Origin of the sequence: Lysinibacillus sp. NPDC086135, from assembly GCF_044746345.1 — a bacterium.
GTDB lineage: Bacteria > Bacillota > Bacilli > Bacillales_A > Planococcaceae > Lysinibacillus.
The window spans coordinates 1-19,281 of the sequence record NZ_JBIVCA010000038.1; the positions used below are offsets into that span (position 1 = coordinate 1).

General features: G+C 36.2%; 16 protein-coding genes and 1 other annotated feature. Of the genes, 11 read left to right on the forward strand and 5 right to left on the reverse strand.

Annotation, left to right across the window (positions count from 1 at the left end):
- The first annotated feature begins 135 nt into the window (after positions 1–135).
- Together ACIPKN_RS26385 and acnA are read left to right on the forward strand one after the other, a co-directional pair.
- Positions 136–378: a hypothetical protein gene (locus ACIPKN_RS26385; protein ID WP_400941902.1), complete on the forward strand. Its 243-nt coding sequence runs from the start codon at positions 136–138 to the stop codon at positions 376–378.
- A 540-nt stretch (positions 379–918) separates the two neighbouring features.
- Positions 919–3,624, forward strand: a complete 2,706-nt coding sequence (acnA, locus tag ACIPKN_RS26390) for an aconitate hydratase AcnA (RefSeq protein WP_400941905.1) — start codon at positions 919–921, stop codon at positions 3,622–3,624.
- 167 nt (positions 3,625–3,791) lie between these two features.
- Here acnA and ACIPKN_RS26395 read toward each other — a convergent pair whose 3' ends face one another.
- Together ACIPKN_RS26395 and ACIPKN_RS26400 are read right to left on the reverse strand one after the other, a co-directional pair.
- Positions 3,792–4,190: a hypothetical protein gene (locus tag ACIPKN_RS26395; protein ID WP_400941907.1), complete on the reverse strand. Its 399-nt coding sequence runs from the start codon at positions 4,188–4,190 to the stop codon at positions 3,792–3,794.
- A 535-nt stretch (positions 4,191–4,725) separates the two neighbouring features.
- Positions 4,726–5,868 (reverse strand): MFS transporter, encoded by a 1,143-nt coding sequence (locus tag ACIPKN_RS26400; protein ID WP_400941910.1) that lies wholly within the window; start codon positions 5,866–5,868, stop codon positions 4,726–4,728.
- Between the two features lie 176 nt (positions 5,869–6,044).
- Here ACIPKN_RS26400 and ACIPKN_RS26405 point away from each other — a divergent pair, with 176 nt between their 5' ends.
- The gene (locus tag ACIPKN_RS26405; protein ID WP_400941912.1) at positions 6,045–6,896 is read left to right on the forward strand and encodes a LysR family transcriptional regulator; all 852 of its coding nucleotides are present in this window, start codon (positions 6,045–6,047) and stop codon (positions 6,894–6,896) included.
- Positions 6,897–6,944: 48 nt separating this feature from the next.
- Here ACIPKN_RS26405 and ACIPKN_RS26410 read toward each other — a convergent pair whose 3' ends face one another.
- Positions 6,945–7,529 (reverse strand): DJ-1/PfpI family protein, encoded by a 585-nt coding sequence (locus ACIPKN_RS26410; RefSeq protein WP_400941915.1) that lies wholly within the window; start codon positions 7,527–7,529, stop codon positions 6,945–6,947.
- Between the two features lie 141 nt (positions 7,530–7,670).
- On the opposite strand from ACIPKN_RS26410, the gene ACIPKN_RS26415 reads away from it, so the two are divergent.
- The 6 genes from ACIPKN_RS26415 (at position 7,671) to ileS (ending at position 14,879) form a co-directional block, all read left to right on the forward strand.
- A complete protein-coding gene (locus tag ACIPKN_RS26415) occupies positions 7,671–8,114 on the forward strand; it encodes an Lrp/AsnC family transcriptional regulator (protein ID WP_400941918.1) in 444 nt (147 codons plus the stop codon).
- A gap of 138 nt (positions 8,115–8,252) precedes the next feature.
- Positions 8,253–8,774 (forward strand): sigma-70 family RNA polymerase sigma factor, encoded by a 522-nt coding sequence (locus tag ACIPKN_RS26420; protein ID WP_323657650.1) that lies wholly within the window; start codon positions 8,253–8,255, stop codon positions 8,772–8,774.
- Positions 8,767–9,741: a DUF3221 domain-containing protein gene (locus ACIPKN_RS26425; RefSeq protein WP_400941920.1), complete on the forward strand. Its 975-nt coding sequence runs from the start codon at positions 8,767–8,769 to the stop codon at positions 9,739–9,741. Before ACIPKN_RS26420 ends, ACIPKN_RS26425 begins: the two co-directional genes overlap by 8 nt.
- Positions 9,742–9,888: 147 nt before the next feature.
- Positions 9,889–10,524: a hypothetical protein gene (locus ACIPKN_RS26430; protein WP_400941923.1), complete on the forward strand. Its 636-nt coding sequence runs from the start codon at positions 9,889–9,891 to the stop codon at positions 10,522–10,524.
- Between the two features lie 38 nt (positions 10,525–10,562).
- Positions 10,563–11,414 carry a DUF2785 domain-containing protein gene (locus tag ACIPKN_RS26435; RefSeq protein ID WP_400941926.1) on the forward strand — a complete coding sequence of 284 codons (852 nt, stop codon included), beginning with the start codon at positions 10,563–10,565 and terminating at the stop codon, positions 11,412–11,414.
- A gap of 81 nt (positions 11,415–11,495) precedes the next feature.
- Positions 11,496–11,735: a binding site (T-box leader), on the forward strand.
- Between the two features lie 54 nt (positions 11,736–11,789).
- Entirely contained in the window at positions 11,790–14,879 is a 3,090-nt protein-coding gene (gene ileS, locus ACIPKN_RS26440) for an isoleucine--tRNA ligase (RefSeq protein ID WP_400941928.1), read from the forward strand.
- A 352-nt stretch (positions 14,880–15,231) separates the two neighbouring features.
- Here ileS and ACIPKN_RS26445 read toward each other — a convergent pair whose 3' ends face one another.
- Both ACIPKN_RS26445 and ACIPKN_RS26450 read right to left on the reverse strand, forming a co-directional pair.
- A complete protein-coding gene (locus ACIPKN_RS26445) occupies positions 15,232–15,561 on the reverse strand; it encodes a hypothetical protein (protein WP_400941930.1) in 330 nt (109 codons plus the stop codon).
- A 505-nt stretch (positions 15,562–16,066) separates the two neighbouring features.
- Positions 16,067–16,189, reverse strand: a complete 123-nt coding sequence (locus ACIPKN_RS26450; RefSeq protein WP_255505285.1) for a hypothetical protein — start codon at positions 16,187–16,189, stop codon at positions 16,067–16,069.
- A gap of 301 nt (positions 16,190–16,490) precedes the next feature.
- Here ACIPKN_RS26450 and ACIPKN_RS26455 point away from each other — a divergent pair, with 301 nt between their 5' ends.
- Together ACIPKN_RS26455 and ACIPKN_RS26460 are read left to right on the forward strand one after the other, a co-directional pair.
- Entirely contained in the window at positions 16,491–16,976 is a 486-nt protein-coding gene (locus ACIPKN_RS26455; protein WP_400941934.1) for a DinB family protein, read from the forward strand.
- On the forward strand, positions 16,963–18,948 hold the full coding sequence (locus tag ACIPKN_RS26460) for a S9 family peptidase (RefSeq protein WP_400941936.1): 1,986 nt from the start codon (positions 16,963–16,965) through the stop codon (positions 18,946–18,948). The genes ACIPKN_RS26455 and ACIPKN_RS26460 overlap by 14 nt, the downstream gene beginning before the upstream one ends.
- Positions 18,949–19,281 lie beyond the last annotated feature (333 nt).

Genomic DNA, 19,281 nt, shown 5'->3' on the forward strand with positions numbered 1-19,281 from the left:
CTATCTGGAGACAACATAAAAGATAGAGAAATCCGACTTTGAATGAATTCAAAGTCGGATTTCTCATGAATTGAAGCTAGTTATGTCCCAGCCTCCTTTATATTTTACGGCTTTTACAATTTAGGTCTTGATAATGTGATCGATTGGTTAAAATATAAACATTTTAAAGTTATGGATACAGTTATCTTGGTTTACAGCGAAAATCCTTTTTCAATTCTGGTGGGCACAATGATAAACAAAAAAATAAAGGCTCTAGCTAATGTTGAGTTTGGATTTAAACCAGAAGAAAAAGCCTTTCGTCAAATCAACCAAACATATTGCTACAAAGGTAGAGCTAGAGCGCGATATGATTTGGTTGGAACCGAGATTGCATTGTAAAGTCCAATATTTAGAGGAACAGTATTGTTTAAAGGATTTTGTTTTGATAAACAACCTGAGTAATGTATCTAAAATAAAAGTACATGAAAAGTCACTCATTATTTATTTGGAAAATGAGTGACTTTTTTAAATTTTTCAAATATAATTACCTGTACAAAAACACAAGTTATTGTAAATTATTATCTTTGTTAAGATCTCAACGTACATGCCGAGCGATTGTTATAAATTATTCAATATTATAGGTGGGGCACCATTTTTAAAAAAACTACGAGTGCCCTAGAAAGTGCCCCAGTTAAATACATTTAAATACCCTTAAATAGAAGGGTATAAAAACCTCCGATTTGCAAAACCTTGATATTATGCACATCAAAAAATTAAAAACATTAGGTTAGATATTAAGGTCATAAGTAATCCTTATTGAAAAAGATAATATTAATGTAATTTACTTATGAATATAAATGAGCTATCATGGGTATTGGAGAAAAGATGCTTTAAAAATTTATATAGCCTTTTCAAAAAGATATTTAGGGGGATCCGCAAATGGCACAAGGTAATTTACACAACAGCCGCGCATCATTCGAAGTTAATGGTAAATCTTATAATTACTATGACTTAGCTGCGATTGAAAAAGCTGGCGTTGCAAAAGTTTCAAACCTTCCTTACTCAATCAAAGTATTATTAGAATCAGTTTTACGTCAATATGATGCATATGTTATCAAAGAAGAGCACGTAAACGAATTAGCAAAATGGGGTAATGGCGCAGATCCAGAAGCTGAAGTACCATTCAAACCTTCTCGCGTAGTATTACAAGACTTCACTGGTGTACCAGTAGTAGTTGACCTTGCTTCTCTACGTTCTGCAATGAAAGAAATGGGCGGCGACCCAAGCAAAATCAACCCTGCTATTCCAGTTGACCTTGTAATTGACCACTCAGTACAAGTTGACAAATACGGTAATGCATCTGCATTAGCAGCAAACATGGACCTAGAATTCGAACGTAACGCTGAGCGTTATAACTTCTTAAAATGGGCTCAAACTGCTTACAATAACTTCCGTGCTGTACCACCAGCAACAGGTATCGTTCACCAAGTAAACTTAGAGTATTTAGCTCCAGTTGTACACGTAAACGAAAATGCTGACGGTACTTTCGAAACATTCCCTGACTCAGTAGTAGGTACTGACTCACATACAACAATGATCAACGGTATCGGCGTTCTTGGATGGGGCGTTGGTGGTATCGAAGCTGAAGCAGGTATGCTTGGTCAACCTTCATACTTCCCAATTCCAGAAGTTATCGGTGTTAAATTAGTTGGCGATCTTCCAAACGGAACTACTGCTACTGACTTAGCATTAAAAGTAACTCAAGTATTACGTCAACGTGGCGTAGTTGGTAAATTCGTTGAGTTCTTCGGACCTGGCGTAACTAAATTACCACTAGCTGACCGTGCGACAATCTCTAACATGGCTCCTGAATATGGTGCTACATGTGGTTTCTTCGCAATTGACGAAGAATCATTAAACTACATGCGTTTAACTGGTCGTGACGAAGAGCACATCGCGGTTGTAGAATCTTACTTAAAAGCTAACCACATGTTCTTCGATCCAACTTTAGAGCCAGTTTACACTGACGTATTAGAAGTAAACTTAGCTGATATCGAACCAAACCTTTCTGGTCCAAAACGTCCACAAGACTTAATTCCACTATCTCAAATGCGTTCTCGTTACAAAGAAGCAGTAGTGGCACCACAAGGTACACAAGGTTTCGGTTTAACTGAAGATGAATTCGCAAAAACTTCTGTAGCTAAATTCGCTGAAGGTGATGTAGAAATCCCAACAGGTGCTGTAGCAATCGCTGCGATCACTTCTTGTACAAATACATCTAACCCTTACGTATTAATCGCTGCGGGCTTAGTTGCGAAAAAAGCTGTAGAAAAAGGTCTAACTGTACCTAAATGGGTAAAAACTTCTTTAGCACCAGGTTCTAAAGTAGTAACTGGTTACCTTGAAGATTCAGGTTTACAAACTTACCTTGACGAAATCGGTTTCAACACTGTAGGTTACGGTTGTACAACATGTATCGGTAACTCAGGTCCATTACTTCCTGAAATCGAAGACGCTATCAAAGAGAACGACTTATTCGTAACTTCAGTTCTTTCTGGTAACCGTAACTTCGAAGGCCGTGTACACCCACTTGTAAAAGCTAACTACTTAGCTTCACCACCACTTGTTGTTGCTTATGCACTTGCTGGTACTGTGGATGTCGACCTACAAAAAGATTCATTCGGTAAAGACAAAGATGGCAACGAAGTATTCTTCGCTGATATCTGGCCTACAACTGAAGAAGTTAACGCAGTATTAGGTACTGTAGTTAACCGTGAATTATTCCAAAAAGAATACGAAACTGTATTCACAGCGAACGAAAAATGGAATGCAATTGAAACATCAACTGAGTCTCTATACACATTTGATGACAAATCAACTTACATCCAAAACCCACCATTCTTCCAAGGTCTTGCGAAAGAGCCAGAAGCTATTAAAGGCTTAGAAGGCTTACGCGTTATGGCGAAGTTTGGTGACTCAATTACAACTGACCATATTTCTCCAGCTGGTGCAATCGGTAAAGAAACACCTGCAGGTAAATATTTAATCGAAAACGGTGTTGCAATCCGTGACTTCAACTCATACGGTTCTCGTCGTGGTAACCACGAAGTTATGATGCGTGGTACATTTGCAAACATCCGTATCCGTAACCAAGTTGCTCCTGGTACAGAAGGTGGTTTCACTACTTACTGGCCAACAGGTGAAGTAGAGTACATCTATGACGCATGTATGAAATACCAAGCTCAAGGTACTGGCTTAGTAGTACTTGCTGGTAACGACTATGGTATGGGTTCTTCTCGTGACTGGGCTGCTAAAGGTACTAACTTACTTGGTATCAAAACAGTTATCGCACAATCTTACGAGCGTATCCACCGTTCTAACCTAGTAATGATGGGTGTTCTTCCACTTCAATTCATGCCAGGTGAATCAGCTGATACTTTAGGCTTAACTGGTAAAGAAGAAATCTCTGTTAACATTACTGACAACGTGAAACCACGTGAAATCTTAACAGTAACTGCTAAATCTGAAGACGGTTCAGTTAAAACTTTCCAAGCTTTAGCTCGTTTCGACTCAGAAGTAGAAGTAGACTACTACCGTCACGGTGGTATCCTACAAATGGTTCTTCGCGCAAAAGCTGCACAATAATCATTTAAATAAAAACCCGATCTCTTAGGAGATCGGGTTTTTTGTGTCTGTACATAAAAAATGATTTGCAGCGCGTGGATCGTTATTATTTTAAAATTTACTGCTAGAACATGTAAGCTGTTTTATAGATGTTGATGTTCTGAAATGCATAAAAACGACCTCAAGCTTTACTTTTCTACAATTTCCAACTGTTTGTAATAGTTTTCTACAATAGGATAAATATCCGGGTTTGAATCATAGTAGGTATTATCAATTTCACTTAGTGTGAATTTAAATTTTCTTTCACTATCAAAAAGAGTAATACCGTATTTCCATCCAACACGTGTTTCTTGATTGTCTTGTGGAGTATACTTTATATCTTTAATCAGGGAAATGCAATCATTGATTTGTTCTTGCTTAGTTATCGTTTTTGAAGCACCAGTTGAACCATCTTGGATGACCACTTTATCTATTTTTTCAATTTTTCCATCCTTATAAAAGGTTTCTAATGATTGCGTTTTTCCATTTGTACAAGCAGAAACCAAAAAAAGACTTACCAACAAAATTAGCAACAAAAATTTTTTCATTAGACTGCCTCCAAAAATTTCATTCTATTGCCAATTTGACGAAATAATATACCAATAGTTACAGATATTAGGCGTGCTATTGCCTCGATAATGGTAGATAGAACTCTTAATGATGGATAGAACCATCGAAATCGTGGATAGAACCACAGAAATGATGGATAAGAACCACCGAAATCGTGGATAGAACCACAGAAATGATGGATAAGAACCACCGAAATCGTGGATAGAACCATCGAAATGATGGATAGAACCACCGAAATCGTGGATAGAACCTCCAAAGACGGAAAGCCCCATCGAAACGACGGGGAGAACGGCCGAAACGACGGAAAGAAACTCAAGTGACGGAAGAACCCTCCGAAGTGACGGAAAGAATCACCAGAGCGATGGATGGAACCATCGAAACGACGGAAAGAACGGCCAAAACGACGGAAAGACCTATCCTAAAATGAAAGATAACCCCGTCAAAGTTGCTATTCTAACCATCAAAATGACGGGATCATCAAATCAACAGTTAGAACCGCAATTATTAATTAGTTTAAATACTATATTTGTTCTTCAAACTAAAGAACTGTAAACAAATGGCGAAAGACATAGAGATTACTGCGAAATAAATCAATGTTATTGTTCCAATGTGTAAGGAAAGTACAATACCGCCTAAGCTTGCACCGATTGCACTCCCTAAATAATTTACTGAACTATTTAATGCCACTGCAGAACTCCCGTTTTTCGGCTGAAACGATAGTAAAATATGTTGTTGAGGTGCTTGGCATGCCCAACCCATTACTCCCCAGACAAAGAACGGTAAGTACTTTAATATAGGTAAGTTAATCATTATTGGTATACAAATAAAGGATAAAGTTAAAGTAAATAAAATGATTATAACTAAAGATTTTGGTTTTCCAAAATAGTCGATTAAGTAACCAATCATTATACTTCCAACCAAGCCACCGAATCCCCATGCCCAAAGATATATCGTTAAGTTACTGGAGTCTGCCATTTCTTCTAATAAGGGAGATAGATATGTGTATAATCCTAGGCTAGCAACACTGGCGAAAAATGTTATACATACGGTTATAGTTACTCTTTTATCTAGGAACATTTTTAATCGTTCGTTAAGTGCTGGGGGAGGTGTTGTTGGGAAATCAGGCAGAAAAATAACCATACATAAAGCAGAAATGACACCGATCATCACTAATAGCCATAGTGTTACTTGCCAATCAAATATGTTCGATATATAGATGCCTAAAGGAACACCAAGCACTGTTCCCAAGCTCATTCCTCCTATAGTCAATCCTAGAGCTCTTCCTTTCTTTTCATTAGAAACGAACTTTGTAGAAGCCGCTACAGCTAAAGGTGAAAATAAGCCAGCGCCAGTCCCCGCAATTGCTCTCGATAGTAGAAGAATAGAAAAGGTCGGCGCTAAAGCTGTGATGCTATTCGCTATCGTAAAGATAAACATTGACCATATTAAGATTTTTTTAATTGGTTTTCCAGCAAGTAAAGATGAAAATACCGGCGCTGATATCGCGTAAAATAACGTGAAAATGCTCACAGCCTGGCCGACTTGCGCTGTACTTTTTTGATACGTATCACTAATTCCTGGGAGAAGCCCCGCGATCACATAGGCATCAAAACCCAAGGCAAACATGCCAAAGGATAATAATAAAACATTTTTCATTTATAGAACCTCCATATATTAAAGATGCTAAGTATTATGTCGATTAGGTAACTTATAACAATATGTTATAATCGAAGTACCATCTATATTTAATAGATTACTAAAAAACGTTGAATATGGAACAATCACTATTTTATAGGGGTATAACAAATCGTTATAGGGTATGGAGGAATACAATGAATACAGAATGGTTACATAGTTTTATTGCTGCTGCCAATCAAAAAAGTTTTTCTAAAGCTGCTCAAATCACGAATCTATCCCAACCTGCACTAAGTAAACATATACGAAACTTAGAGAATAATCTTGGCATCGAACTATTTCATAGGACATCCATTGGTATCGAATTAACAGAAGCTGGTGAACGTTTCTACACTCGAATTACACCCGTTTTGGCTGAAATATCTGCCATTCGTAAAGAATTGCAGCAATTTAGTCAAAGCAACCCTATTGCAATTGGTGCTCTGCCTAGTTTAGCCACTTACTATTTGCCAAACAAAATGCAAAAACTTAAGTTATTAGATCGACCTATAACATTAATGATTCAAAATACTTCAAACGAACTGCTACAATCTTTAGAAAAAGGTAGACTTGATGCAGTCTTTGTGGATGCCAAATATACCGGAGAATTTTTGTGGAGTTGGGAATTGTTTACGGAACCTTACTATGCGGTGTTTCCTTTGAATCATCGTTTTAATTCAAGAACAACAGTTGAGCTTGCAGAATTGTGTGAGGAGCCGCTTATTGTTCATCAAGCTCCTTGTGATTCAAGGAAAGATATAGTAGAACAAATACAATCACTTGGCTACACGCCGAATATCATAAGTGAAGTGAACTTTGGCGATTTCGTTTTTGGGGCAGTAACTTCTGGAATGGGAATTACGATTGTACCCGAGCTAATGGCTAAAAATATCGGTCATCTTCAACTTTTTGCTTTACCTATTCATAATTTTGGGAGATCCAGAACGATTTCATTGGTTACAAAAAATAAAGAATTAGGATCGAAATTATATCAACTAGTATCAAATTAAATGGAATGAAGCTGTCTCCAAGTGTTTAGTGGAGACAGCTTCATTAAATTAATTAAACCCCATTAAATCCTTAACCTTTTTTGTATTTTCCTCAGATGTTAGCATTTCGAGTAAGCTAAATGCAACGTCGAATGCAGTTCCAGGATTTGATGATGTAATAATATGTTCAGTTTGAACAATTCGTTCGTTGACGATGTCTGCACCATAGGATTGTAGTTGTGCTAATCGTTTACTTGTTGGATGATTATAAGTAGTAGCTTTTCGATTATTTAGTACTCCACTATGACCTAAAATTAGGGAAGCTACACAAACCGTTGCAATCGGTTTTTTATGTTCATCGAAATGACGAACAACCGCCTGGAATTCCTCACTAAAAGCATCATCATAAAATCCAGCTTCCTCAAATCCACCAGGAATCGCAAGTGCATCAAAATCCTCTAATGAAATTTCATGCAGCAATTTTTCGGGAGCTACGTTAAAATTCCATGTACATTGCAATTGCTGATGCAATCCAACTGTCACGATCTCTGTTGTGCCGTCGCCCTCCCATTTATTCCAGCCAAGTACATCTGTAAAAACACTCGCTTCAACAGCCTCAAATCCATTTGCTAATAGTAATAATATTTTTTTCATGTTGTTAATGCCTCCTTTATATGTTTAATTGTAAAGAAAAGTGCTATCTAATGACAGCAGCTGTATAATGTAATTCAGATGAATTACTTTAAAATAAAAGGAGTTTTATGAAATCTAATTTATTTAAAAAGGTGGATATGTATGGATCAAATAGATAAAGAAATTTTAAAGCAATTGCAACGAAATGCAAAAATTTCGATGAAGGAATTAGCGGTGATGGTGCATTTATCCTCTCCAGCAGTTATTGAGCGTGTTAAAAAATTAGAAGAGCAGGGGGTTATTGAAGCTTATAGCACAAAAGTAAATTTAAAAAAGTTGAATCGAGACATTCAAGCTATTATTTTATTTAAATCCATTGATTGTAAAAGTCTTTCGAATTTTTGTAACGCACATCCCGATGTCCTAGAGTGCTATCGTGTCGCGGGTGAAATCAGTTATATTGTCAAAATTGCGACCAATTCAGTAGAAACATTAGAGCAGTTTATCGATGACGCAATGCCTTATGGAACGCCATCAACTAATATTGTACTTTCTTCAACAAAAAAAGAGGTCATTGCACCTTTTTCTGATGAAAATTTAGACTAATTGAGTCCGGAACTGCTCGGGTAATTAGCAGGACAGCACAGAGAAAAATCCATCACAAGAAGATTTTATTTAAAAAAATCCAAAATAAAACAAACCTTTATACTGTGAACACCGTTTATAGGGCAGAGAGGGGGAGAGATGTTGCTTGAAATTAAAGAACTCGAAGAAATAATGCAGCAGCATACAGAAAGGCTCATCCGACTTGCCTTTTATTACGTCAAAGATTTACAAAGTGCTGAAGATATCGTTCAAGATGTATTTATTAAATTTTACGATAATCAGCAAAACTATGAAGAAAGAGGAGAATTACGGGCATATTTATCGAGGCTCGTCATTAACAAAAGTAAAGACTATTTACGCAGCTGGACATACCGTAAAATACAAGTTCAACAGAAGATCTTTGCCAAGCAGGCTGTCACGAAAAGGGACATGCTAGTGCAGCAGGATGAACAAACCTTAGTTGAAAACGCCATCTTAGCACTACCATTAAAACAGCGTGAGGTCCTTATTTATTTTTATTTTGAGGAAATGCCTGTTATAAATATTGCCGAGCTTTTATGTATTCCTGAAAGTACGGTGAAAACAAGGCTACGTCGTGGGCGAGAGCTATTAAAGCCGAAGTTACAGCATATTGAATGGGAGGTCCTACTGCATGAGTAAAGTCGATGTGAGGGTATTAAATGATTTAACGGAAAGCAAAAAGCGTGTTATGACCCATGTAGTACAGCATTTGAAACAGCGTGAGATGAAAAAAAGGTCTTGGCGTTGGCAATATAGTGTAATGTCTATTATAGTAACAATTTGTATTGGAATCTTTTTATATACTCAAGACAGCGGAAATCAAGATCAAAAAGCAAGTATACCAGAGCAATCAATAAGTACACCAATTGTTTTAGATGAAAATTATCTAAAGTTCATTTTGAAGCTGGATCCTCGGGTGGAATGGTCCAATGATGTTAGGAAGCAGAAGTTTGACTTCTTTTTAAAAGAAGAATCTTTGTATGCTTACGCACAGTTAAAGGGGATAGTACCTTCACAACAAAAAATTGATAAATATCTTGATATTTTTATAGAAGGCAGTGAAAAACAAAACGAAGTGGTATTTGCTAAGAAATTACAAATACTGAATGTTACAAGAGAAGAATATATCGAACAATATATAAATCCAATATCATATAAAGTGGCAACAACTGATTCACTTTGGGAGCATGAAAAAAATCAATCTAAAGATGAAAATAAATCGATCCTATATTTTTTATTGCAGAGAGAGGCATTGGATTATTTAGAGGAGCATTATGGTCAAGAAATAGAAGCCTTTCGTAAAAAATATGAGATTCCAGTAGTGGAAAAAGAAATCTATTCAAAACGCGGGGTAGTCGTAGCAATCAAGGAACATGAATTTTTAGTCGTTTCGAATGCAGACGAATCGAATATTGGTAAATTATCAATAGATGAAATCGTACAAAAACATGGTAATGGTACGTGGTTCCCATTAATTGATAGTCCTACAACATTGTCCCTTGGAGATTATGTAGAAGTTAACTATAACGAAGAATTAGAGCGAAATGATGATTCTATAATAAAAATTGCGGATATAGATAGCATGAAAATACTGGAAGGCCATTAATGAATCGAGGCTAGACATTCAAAAATTTCAAGAATGTCTAGCTTTTTTATAAGCTATTTTTTATAGTTGGATTAGGGTACAATTATTGTAAGTATTTGTATAATGGTGTTTTCTCAAAAATAGGTAGTGCGAGGTGAATATAAAGCATTGATAATTGTAATAATGGACAATGCGTTAGCATTTATTTTATCTTTACCACTCATACTAATCTATTGTAAAAGCCTTGCTCAGGAAAATTTAGCTTGGCGTTGGACTTTGCCATTATGGTTTATAAATCATCATATGATTAGATATTTAGTGTCCTTTGGTGATAACTTTTGGGTGGTGTTAATGTGGCAAGTTCTTTTTGTTTGGCCAATATGTATAGGTATATATTATTATTTATACAAAAAGGGAGATAAATGGGAATTTTATATAGGGTTAAAGAAAAAGCATGTCATTTTAATAGGAAGCTTAATCGTTTTATGCATTAGTTCACTTATGATTTGTTTGTATGATACGAACAAAAAAGTAATTGCCTTTCATGAACAAGTAATGGAGGAGTTAGAAGATAGCTCTGACCGTCCGCAATATTTGATACAAAATAGTGTTACGCCATCTACTCTGCTCTCTTTGTCTGACCAAATGAATGAGGTCAGAAATGGAAAGGTGCGTGCGACAACCTCCCCTTGGAAAAGCAAGGTAATTGTTGTAATGGACAACGAACAGCAGAAGAAGTTTACGTATGTACGATTTAATGAGGGATGGAAGCTGGATGGTATTTATCGAGAAAGTGGTTTTTGATTATTCGAATAAAAGTAACTATAAGAAGGAGAAAAATCGTGCGTAAACTACAAAACGAAAACTTATTGAAGGAAGATGACTTAAAAGAAATACTCAAAGAATTACAAAGTGGAGCTAGAACATGGCAGCAAAAGGATCATACTGATCTCATTCAATCCATGATGCTACATATCGGTTCATTAGATAGTGAACTACGAGATGACTTAATTTATGGATCGTTTTATGAATTGATCCATGAAAAAAACTTACTAGAGCATGCACTTTTAACGGAGCTTTTAGAGGAATGTTTGAATAATTTATTATATAAGGGTATCGAAGAAAGGGAATCGGATTTAGTTTTTACCCGTACATTTACGTCGCTATTGATTGCCCTAATATTATTTAGAGATAACGCAGACGATTTTTTATCCCAACAGAAAATCGCTGATTGTAAAGATAAAATACTAGCTAATTTAGCAGCAGAGAAGGATGTAAGGGGCTATGTGCCAGTGAAAGGGTGGGCTCATAGTGTTGCCCACACGGCTGATGCAATCGATGAATTGGTGAAAAATCCAAAATTAAATAAAGCTTCTTATATTGAAATTGTAAGTGCATTATACAACGCCATTTTGCAAGAAAATTATGCTTTCATACATAATGAAGATGAACGGATTTTAGTACCTATTTTCACAATGCTTGGGCATGGTTTAGAGGAGCAAGAGATCATTAAATTACTGCAAGTATTACCTGCTACTTTAAAAGTAAAAAAAGAACAGCTCGATGTACAGCATCATAGAATCTTAGTTTTTAACTGTAAATCCTTTGTGAAAAGCTTTTATATTAAAACAAATGCGAATCCTAAGTTCGCGACTCTTCATAAAAGCCTCGAAGCATGTCTCGATGAATTATAGGAAAATTACTACCAATATTAGTACTTTGAAATTATTGACAGAAAAAAATTAGTTTGTTAAGATGAGTGACAATAAAAGCATACAAATTCGTTGATGAGAAAGAGTAGTGTTTCATTTTGTTCTACAGAGAGCCGACATATTGGTGGAAGTCGGTGTGCAGGTGTTACGTGAAGATCCTCTCTGAGAAGATTGGCTGAACATAGTAAGCTAATTCGGGTGTCTACCGTTAAAAAGAACACGTATGATTGTACGTTGCTGAGTGCTATTGAACGTTGCTTCAATAGAATTAGGGTGGTATTCGCGGTTAACCCCGTCCCTTACTTGGGACGGGGTTTTTTGTATGCCTTTTATACACTTAGTATAGGAGGAATGTACATGCAAGTCGAAGAAAAAAAAGAAACAACTGTAGAAAGAGAAACAAGGATTCGTCGATTGTGGGAACAAGAAGGAACGTTCCAAGCTTCTGTGGCGAACCGTTCTAGCAATAAGCCCTTTGTTTTTTATGAAGGTCCGCCAACTGCGAATGGTTTACCACACGTAGGTCACGCATTTGGCAGAACAATTAAAGATGTTGTGGCTCGATATAAAACGATGCAAGGTTATTTAGTTGAACGTAAAGCTGGCTGGGATACACACGGTTTGCCTGTAGAGTTGGGCGTAGAAAAAAAGCTAGGAATCTCTGGCAAGCAAGAGATTGAGAACTATGGTGTTGAACAATTTATTCAAGAGTGTAAGGGCAGTGTCTTTACTTATGAGAAGAAATGGCGCTCCTTTACGGAACAGCTCGGCTATTGGATAGACATGGATGACCCGTATTTAACGCTAAGTAATGATTATATTGAGTCCGTTTGGAATATTTTAAGTCACGTGCACAAGAAAAAGCTTTTATATAAAGGGCACAGAGTTTCACCATATTGCCCTAGCTGTCAAACATCATTAAGCTCTCATGAGGTTGCACAGGGCTATAAGGATGTAAAGGATTTGTCTGTCACAGCAATGTTTAAGCTTACAGATAAAGATGAATATTTTCTAGGCTGGACAACGACTCCATGGACATTACCCGCCAATGTTGCATTAGCCATGAATCCTAAGCTTATGTATGTTCGAGTGAAGCAGCACAATAAAGTCTATATCGTAGCAAAATCACTAGTGAATAAAGTTTTTGCTGATTCTGTTGAAGTGTTAAGTGAACATGAGGGGCATGAATTTGAAGGTGTGTCTTATACCCCACCAATTTCTTATGTCAAAGTTAATAAGGGGCATGTTGTTGTATTAGCGGATTATGTTACAGAGCATAGTGGAACTGGTATCGTCCATATCGCACCTGCGTATGGGGAGGACGATTATAAAACGGTACAGCAAAATGAGCTGTCGTTTGTTAATGTTGTTGATTTAAAGGGTTGCTATACAGAAGAGGTTCCAGAGCTTGCCGGTAAATTTGTGAAAGATTGTGATGTCGATATTATTAAAATGCTCGCTAAAAAGGAGCTATTGTTTGATAAGGAAAAATATGAGCATAGTTACCCTCATTGCTGGCGTTGTGATTCACCATTGCTTTATTACGCAACTGACAGTTGGTTTATCAATATGTCTTCATTGAAAGATAAACTTTTACAAAATAATAAACAAGTTACATGGTATCCTGATCACATTAAACACGGTAGATTTGGCAATTTCTTAGAAAACTTAGTGGACTGGAATATTAGCCGTAATCGCTATTGGGGTACACCGCTAAATGTGTGGGTTTGTCAGGATTGTGGTCATGAAGAGGCACCAAATAGTATGGCATCTTTAAAAGAATTAGCGAAAGGCACTTTACAAGGCATCGAGCTTCACAAGCCGTATATTGACAAGGTTGTGTGTACTTGTCCGAAATGTAGTGGTGATATGGAACGTACACCAGAAGTGATTGATGTATGGTTTGATAGTGGATCCATGCCATTTGCGCAGCATCATTATCCTTTTGGAGACCTTACTACTTTTCACAATCAATTCCCTGCTGATGTTGTCATCGAAGGCATCGACCAAACACGAGGCTTTTTCTATAGTTTATTAGCGGTTTCGACTTTATTTACAGGGAAGGCACCTTATAAAAATGTCCTTTCCTTAGGGCATGTTTTAGATGAGCATGGGCAGAAAATGTCGAAAAGTAAAGGGAATGCATTAGAGCCCGTTGAACTAATAGAACAGTACGGAGCAGATGCTTTAAGATGGGCGTTCTTAGTGGACAGTTCTCCTTGGAATCCTAAACGCTTTTCTAAGAAGATTGTGACGGATGCGAAATCAAAGTTAGTCGATACACTAGATAATACGTTCAAATTTTATCAATTATATGCGGAAATAGATGGCTTCCAGTACGATGCTGAAAAGATAGGTACACGTACAAAGCTAGATCATTGGATACTTTCTCGGTTACACCACACAATTCAGCTTGTGACAAAATCAATGGATGACTATCAATTTACACAGGCAACACGTGAAATCGGCAAGCTTGTGGAAGAACTAAGTAACTGGTATATCCGTCGCTCACGAGCAAGATTTTGGGCAAACGGGCTGACAGAGGGTAAACGAGGTGCCTATAGTACACTGTATGAGCTACTAACGACAATTTGTCAATTACTAGCACCATTCACACCATTTATTGCGGAAGATTTATACCGACAATTAACAGGGAAAAGTGTTCATTTACAAAACTACCCAACATACAATCAATCGCTCGTTAATGCTAAGCTTGAAAAAGAGATGGCGAATATTTTAACAGTCGTAGAGCTTGGCCGTAGCATCCGTAATAGTCAAGGAATCAAGGTAAAGCAGCCGTTGAGTGAATTCATTGTTTCTGTAGACGGCGAGTTAACAGATTATCAACCATATAGCGAGCTCGTGAAGGATGAATTAAATATAAAAGAATGCGTTTGGACAAATGATTTTTCAGCTTACGAAACCGTTCATTATAAGCTTAATTTTAAAACAGCAGGTGCAGCATTTGGAGCTAGAGTGAACAAAGTAAAGGATTATGTAGTGAATTTAAATAACGAGGAGAAAAATATATTACAGCGAACGGGTTCAGTTGCTTTATCGATTGATGGGGAACAGGTAACATTGTTAAAATTGCACGTGTTAATCGAATCCATTGTAAAGGACCAGTATATGTTAGCAGAAGATGCTTCATGCCGAGTTCTTATCAATGTTCATCTGACATCTAGCTTACTTGAGGAAGGGCAAATTAGGGAATTAATTCGCACAATTCAAGATAAACGCAAACAATGGCAACTCCCTGTTGAGCAATATGTATCGATTTCGATTACTGGAAGTGCCAAAGCAATAACCATCATCCAGCAGCACGAAGCGGTACTAAAGGCAAATGTGTTATTAAATGATATTCATTATGTGAGTGACCATCATAGTGAACAATATATTGAGACAGAAGTGTTTGATGAAAAAATTACTGTTTATTTCAAGCTATAAAATTCTTTATGCTCAGGTAAGTTTCAAACGCTCTGGTCGACAGAAGAAGTGATCAGGTAAGCCCAGAAACTGCTCCGGTACCAGTATTTTATAATGCACTTAAAACAAGCTGAAATAGGCTATTTTTAAGCTGAACTAATTTTGCTATTAGTTCAGCTTTTTTATGTTTAAAGATATAGTTTGAGTATATAAAAGTATAGTATTTGCAAATTTTCTAACGGAGCAGATATAAAAGTGCAGTATTATATTTGGTGAATATCTAAAACAAATTGTGTAGCGAGGATAATAAATAAATGGAAAAACTCCTTTTTAAAAAAGATTGATTAATGAAGTTTTATCAATTAAATGACCATTATTCAACTAAATCGACCGTAGATGGATGTTCATGTTGTTTCTTTTTTTTACTTACTATACAGCCTATACAACCAACAATAAATAGAAGGATTGCAATTATTTCAAGTGGCACGAATAAAGTCAGAAATCCTATTCCTGCAAATCCGTCTTTTTTTATGTCTGCATAAATGAATGAACCAGCAACAGTGAATATAGGCGTAAAAAATAGCGCTAAGTACATGCCCCATATCACAAAATTAAGTGACCAAGAACGTTTAAAAGTAAGAACGAAAGCCATTATAAAAAAAATTATAAGCACTGCGGATAATGAAGTTATAATTTGAACCACACCCCTTTAATTTTCCATCTTTTCAAACTACTTGGTTCATCACCAAAAGTTGTGGATGACTTTTGTTAAAACGTCTACTATGTAAATAGTTGATTGGAGTGGAGACTGGGCGACTCCTCGGGGATCAGCAATAGAGGAACGAAGGCTAAAAGCATCACATCCTGTGATAACGCCTTCGTGACCAACATCGTGTTGGCCCGAGACCCTGCAGCGCAGCGACAGCAACACCAAAAGCGGCTCATCGGACGGCCCCCAGGAAGCTTTGCTCTGTGCGAAAGCGAAGCGTCAGCTACAAAGCGCCCAGTCGGAACGGAAATCAACCACATGTTTTGGTGATGATTCAACTACTTTCGATTTTGACATAAATATTCAATGGAAAATCAGCTCTAGACTTTATCATAGACGAACAATCCTTCTTTTTTACAAAGCTAAACTGGGGAATATAGGAATTAAACAAAAATAGAGCGAGTAAAACGCTCTATAATCCCACTATTTATTCAAATAATTACTTATTTTTTTCAAGTTCTTCGATACGTTTTTCTAACTTTTTAATCTTAGCATCAGCTGAGACCGCAAAGGTGAATGATAAACAAGCAAAAGAAAAGGCCATAAGTGCAAAAGCGTTCATTTAAATACCTCCGAATAATAATAAAGGAATACTGCCCTGTAATTAATCTACGTATAAAAATGGAAAAGGTTTCAAATAGTCCATGGCGATTGAAAAAGAAAAAGCTGCAGCGTCGTCATACGCTATAGTAAACGAATGAACACTTTGAAGAAATTAATAAATAAAGTAATCGACTACTTATTACGAATATCAAGAATTTGTGAAGAATCATATTTGAACTAACAGCGCAGGTTAGTTGAAGAAGGAAATAGTTGGATTTATATCGAAATATTATGTAATAAGTTAGATTGGAGTGCTTACAATGATTAAATTCTTTAAATATAACTGGCAAGTAAGAGATGAATGGTTTGATTGGTGCAATCAACTGACAATTGAAGAGTTGTTAAAAGACCGTAGGGGTGGGGTAGGAAATATATTATATACACTTTTTCACATAATTGATGTGGAATATAGTTGGATTCGTGGTATTCAAGGGAAAGAAGATGTAGCATTTCAGTTTGTTAATTATAATACACTTGAGAAGGTTAAATCTCTTTCAGCTAAATCACGAAATGAAATAGCTGAATTTTTAGAAACAAATTTAGAGAGTTTAAAAGAAAAACTAGTCAGTGTTTCTTGGGATGAAGATACATATACTGTTGATGAGATATTACACCATATCATTACTCACGAAATACACCACATGGGTCAACTTTCTGTGTGGGCGAGAGAATTAGAACTAAGCCCTGTACCTGCTAACTTTATTGGAAGAGAGTTAATGAGGAGGACTATTAATGAAAAGGAATGAAAAAACATATTTAAGTATAGAAGAGATTATTTCATTACCAACCTTATCCGATACAAACATAAGTGATGATGGCAAAAACGTAGCATTTGTCAAGAAGATAGCTAACTGGAAAGACAATATTTATAGGAATCATGTATGGGTATATGAAAAAGATAAGGGGCAGTGCTCCCCATTAACAACTGGGGATATGGATAGTTCAAACCCTATATGGTCTCCAGATTCTAGAGCTATCGCATACCTTAGTCCAGTTGATGACGGGCATAATAAAAAAAACCAGATCTTTGTTAAGTCTAAAGATGATTATAGGGGTGTTCAAATTACTGATGAGAAAGAAGGGGTCAGTAAATTCAAATGGGAGCCTACTGGCAAGGGTTTATATTATGTTGCACCATCAAAAGAATCTAAGGCGATAAAGAAACGTAAGGAACTATATGGAGATTTCCATCATATAGGTAAGGAATACCAGAAAAATTGTTTATATTATATTGAAATAGAAAAAGTGATACAAAATGATAAAGATGAACACGAAAATAGCGTTGTTAATCAACTAACTGATGGTAAGGATTTTCATGTCCATGAATTTGATATTTCGAATGATGGGAAAAAGGTTGTATTGATGGCTACTCCAAGTCCAAATATGGACGATTATAATAATGGAGTTCTATACATACTAGATATTAAAGCTAGGGAACTACAAAAGATAACGATAGATAAGTTGTTGGCAGGGAGCGTTTGCTTTTCTCCTGATGGCAGCAAAATATGTTACTCAGCAAGCATAAGGGAGAAGGATTACTATAAGACCCATATACAAGACAGTACGCTAGAGATATACGACATTAATAATGGAGAGCTAATTCACCCTTTAACAGATTTTGATAGTACGGTTATGCCATTACAGTGGACAGCTAAAGGAATATTAATTAGATGGCAGAATAAAACTAATTATCTTATTGGGTTGTTATCTGAGAATGGCACTGTGGAAATATTAAGCGAAAAAGTAGATAGCTTTATAATGGATGCTTCTATAACAAGGGATGGAAATCATCTATCCTATAATAAGGCTATAACAAATGAGACCTTTGAAATCTATTTAGACGATAAAAAAATAACGAATGAAAATAGCTTTTTCAAAGGAAAGCTTAAAAGTAATAGGGAAATAGTCTCGTGGCAAAGTAGAGATGGTCTTGAAATAGAGGGGGTTTTATCAACCCCAGTCGACTTTGACGCGAATAAAAAATATCCCTTATTAGTGGTAGTCCATGGTGGTCCAGCTTGGGCATCCTTTCCAATATTTTCAAACTGTTTTAATGAGAAATATCCTATTGAACAGTTTATCGAAAAAGGCTTTATCGTTTTAGAACCAAACTATAGAGGAAGTTCTGGTTATGGTAATGAATTTTTAAAAGCAAACTATAGAAAACTGGGGATTGTTAACTACGATGATGTTATATCTGGAGTGGATAAATTAGTTGACAAAGGGATGGCAGATAAAGATAGAGTAGGGGTTATGGGTTGGAGCAACGGGGGATATATAGCAGCTTTCTGTTCTACATTTAGTAGTAGATTTAAAGCTATTTCTGTTGGAGGCGGAATAACGAATTGGCGTACCCATTATGTAAATACAGATATACCTTACTTCATCAGGACGTATTTAGGAAATGATCCATGGAATGATCCATGGAATGATCCAGAGATATATACTAAAACATCACCAATGACATATATTAAATCGGCCTGTACTCCTACTTTAATTCAACATGGCGAACAGGATGCAAGAGTACCAACTCCCAATGCATATGAGCTATACCAAGGATTAAAGGATATGGAAGTTGATACAGAATTAATTATTTTTAAAGGAATGGCATATAGTTCTGACCAGCCAGGAATTAATGTGGCAATTATGAAGCAGAATTTGATGTGGTTTTCCCACTATATTCTTGGAGAAAGTATGAAAGATTTTACGATTTTATGATGAATAAATGGATATCCTCACAGGATGCATAAAGATACAAAGGAACAAATGGTTCTCCATTGATTTTTAAGATGATTAAAAATGAAGATGGGATTTGGCAAATGTCATTTATGCCTCCAAAGCTTTATTTTGGGTTTATTTATTTTGACAAACTATTTGTACTTAAAGTAGGGGGCGATTGTTCAATTAGAGCGCTTCTACTTTAATGTTACTATTAGTTTAAATGGATTTTTACATAAATAGCCCAGTGGTGATATGTCAACCATAAAAAACATCAGAATTGGAAAATTCTTAAGCTACTAAGCATCTAAAAACTGTTTTTAAGCATACTCA

Coding starts and splice junctions, on each gene's coding strand:
- acnA (WP_400941905.1), top strand. CDS start 919: ATGGCACAAGGTAATTTACACAACAGCCGCGCATCATTCGAAGTTAAT.
- ACIPKN_RS26395 (WP_400941907.1), bottom strand. CDS start 4,190: ATGAAAAAATTTTTGTTGCTAATTTTGTTGGTAAGTCTTTTTTTGGTT.
- ACIPKN_RS26400 (WP_400941910.1), bottom strand. CDS start 5,868: ATGAAAAATGTTTTATTATTATCCTTTGGCATGTTTGCCTTGGGTTTT.
- ACIPKN_RS26405 (WP_400941912.1), top strand. CDS start 6,045: ATGAATACAGAATGGTTACATAGTTTTATTGCTGCTGCCAATCAAAAA.
- ACIPKN_RS26410 (WP_400941915.1), bottom strand. CDS start 7,529: ATGAAAAAAATATTATTACTATTAGCAAATGGATTTGAGGCTGTTGAA.
- ACIPKN_RS26415 (WP_400941918.1), top strand. CDS start 7,671: ATGGATCAAATAGATAAAGAAATTTTAAAGCAATTGCAACGAAATGCA.
- ACIPKN_RS26420 (WP_323657650.1), top strand. CDS start 8,253: ATGTTGCTTGAAATTAAAGAACTCGAAGAAATAATGCAGCAGCATACA.
- ACIPKN_RS26425 (WP_400941920.1), top strand. CDS start 8,767: ATGAGTAAAGTCGATGTGAGGGTATTAAATGATTTAACGGAAAGCAAA.
- ileS (WP_400941928.1), top strand. CDS start 11,790: ATGCAAGTCGAAGAAAAAAAAGAAACAACTGTAGAAAGAGAAACAAGG.
- ACIPKN_RS26450 (WP_255505285.1), bottom strand. CDS start 16,189: ATGAACGCTTTTGCACTTATGGCCTTTTCTTTTGCTTGTTTATCATTC.
- ACIPKN_RS26455 (WP_400941934.1), top strand. CDS start 16,491: ATGATTAAATTCTTTAAATATAACTGGCAAGTAAGAGATGAATGGTTT.
- ACIPKN_RS26460 (WP_400941936.1), top strand. CDS start 16,963: ATGAAAAGGAATGAAAAAACATATTTAAGTATAGAAGAGATTATTTCA.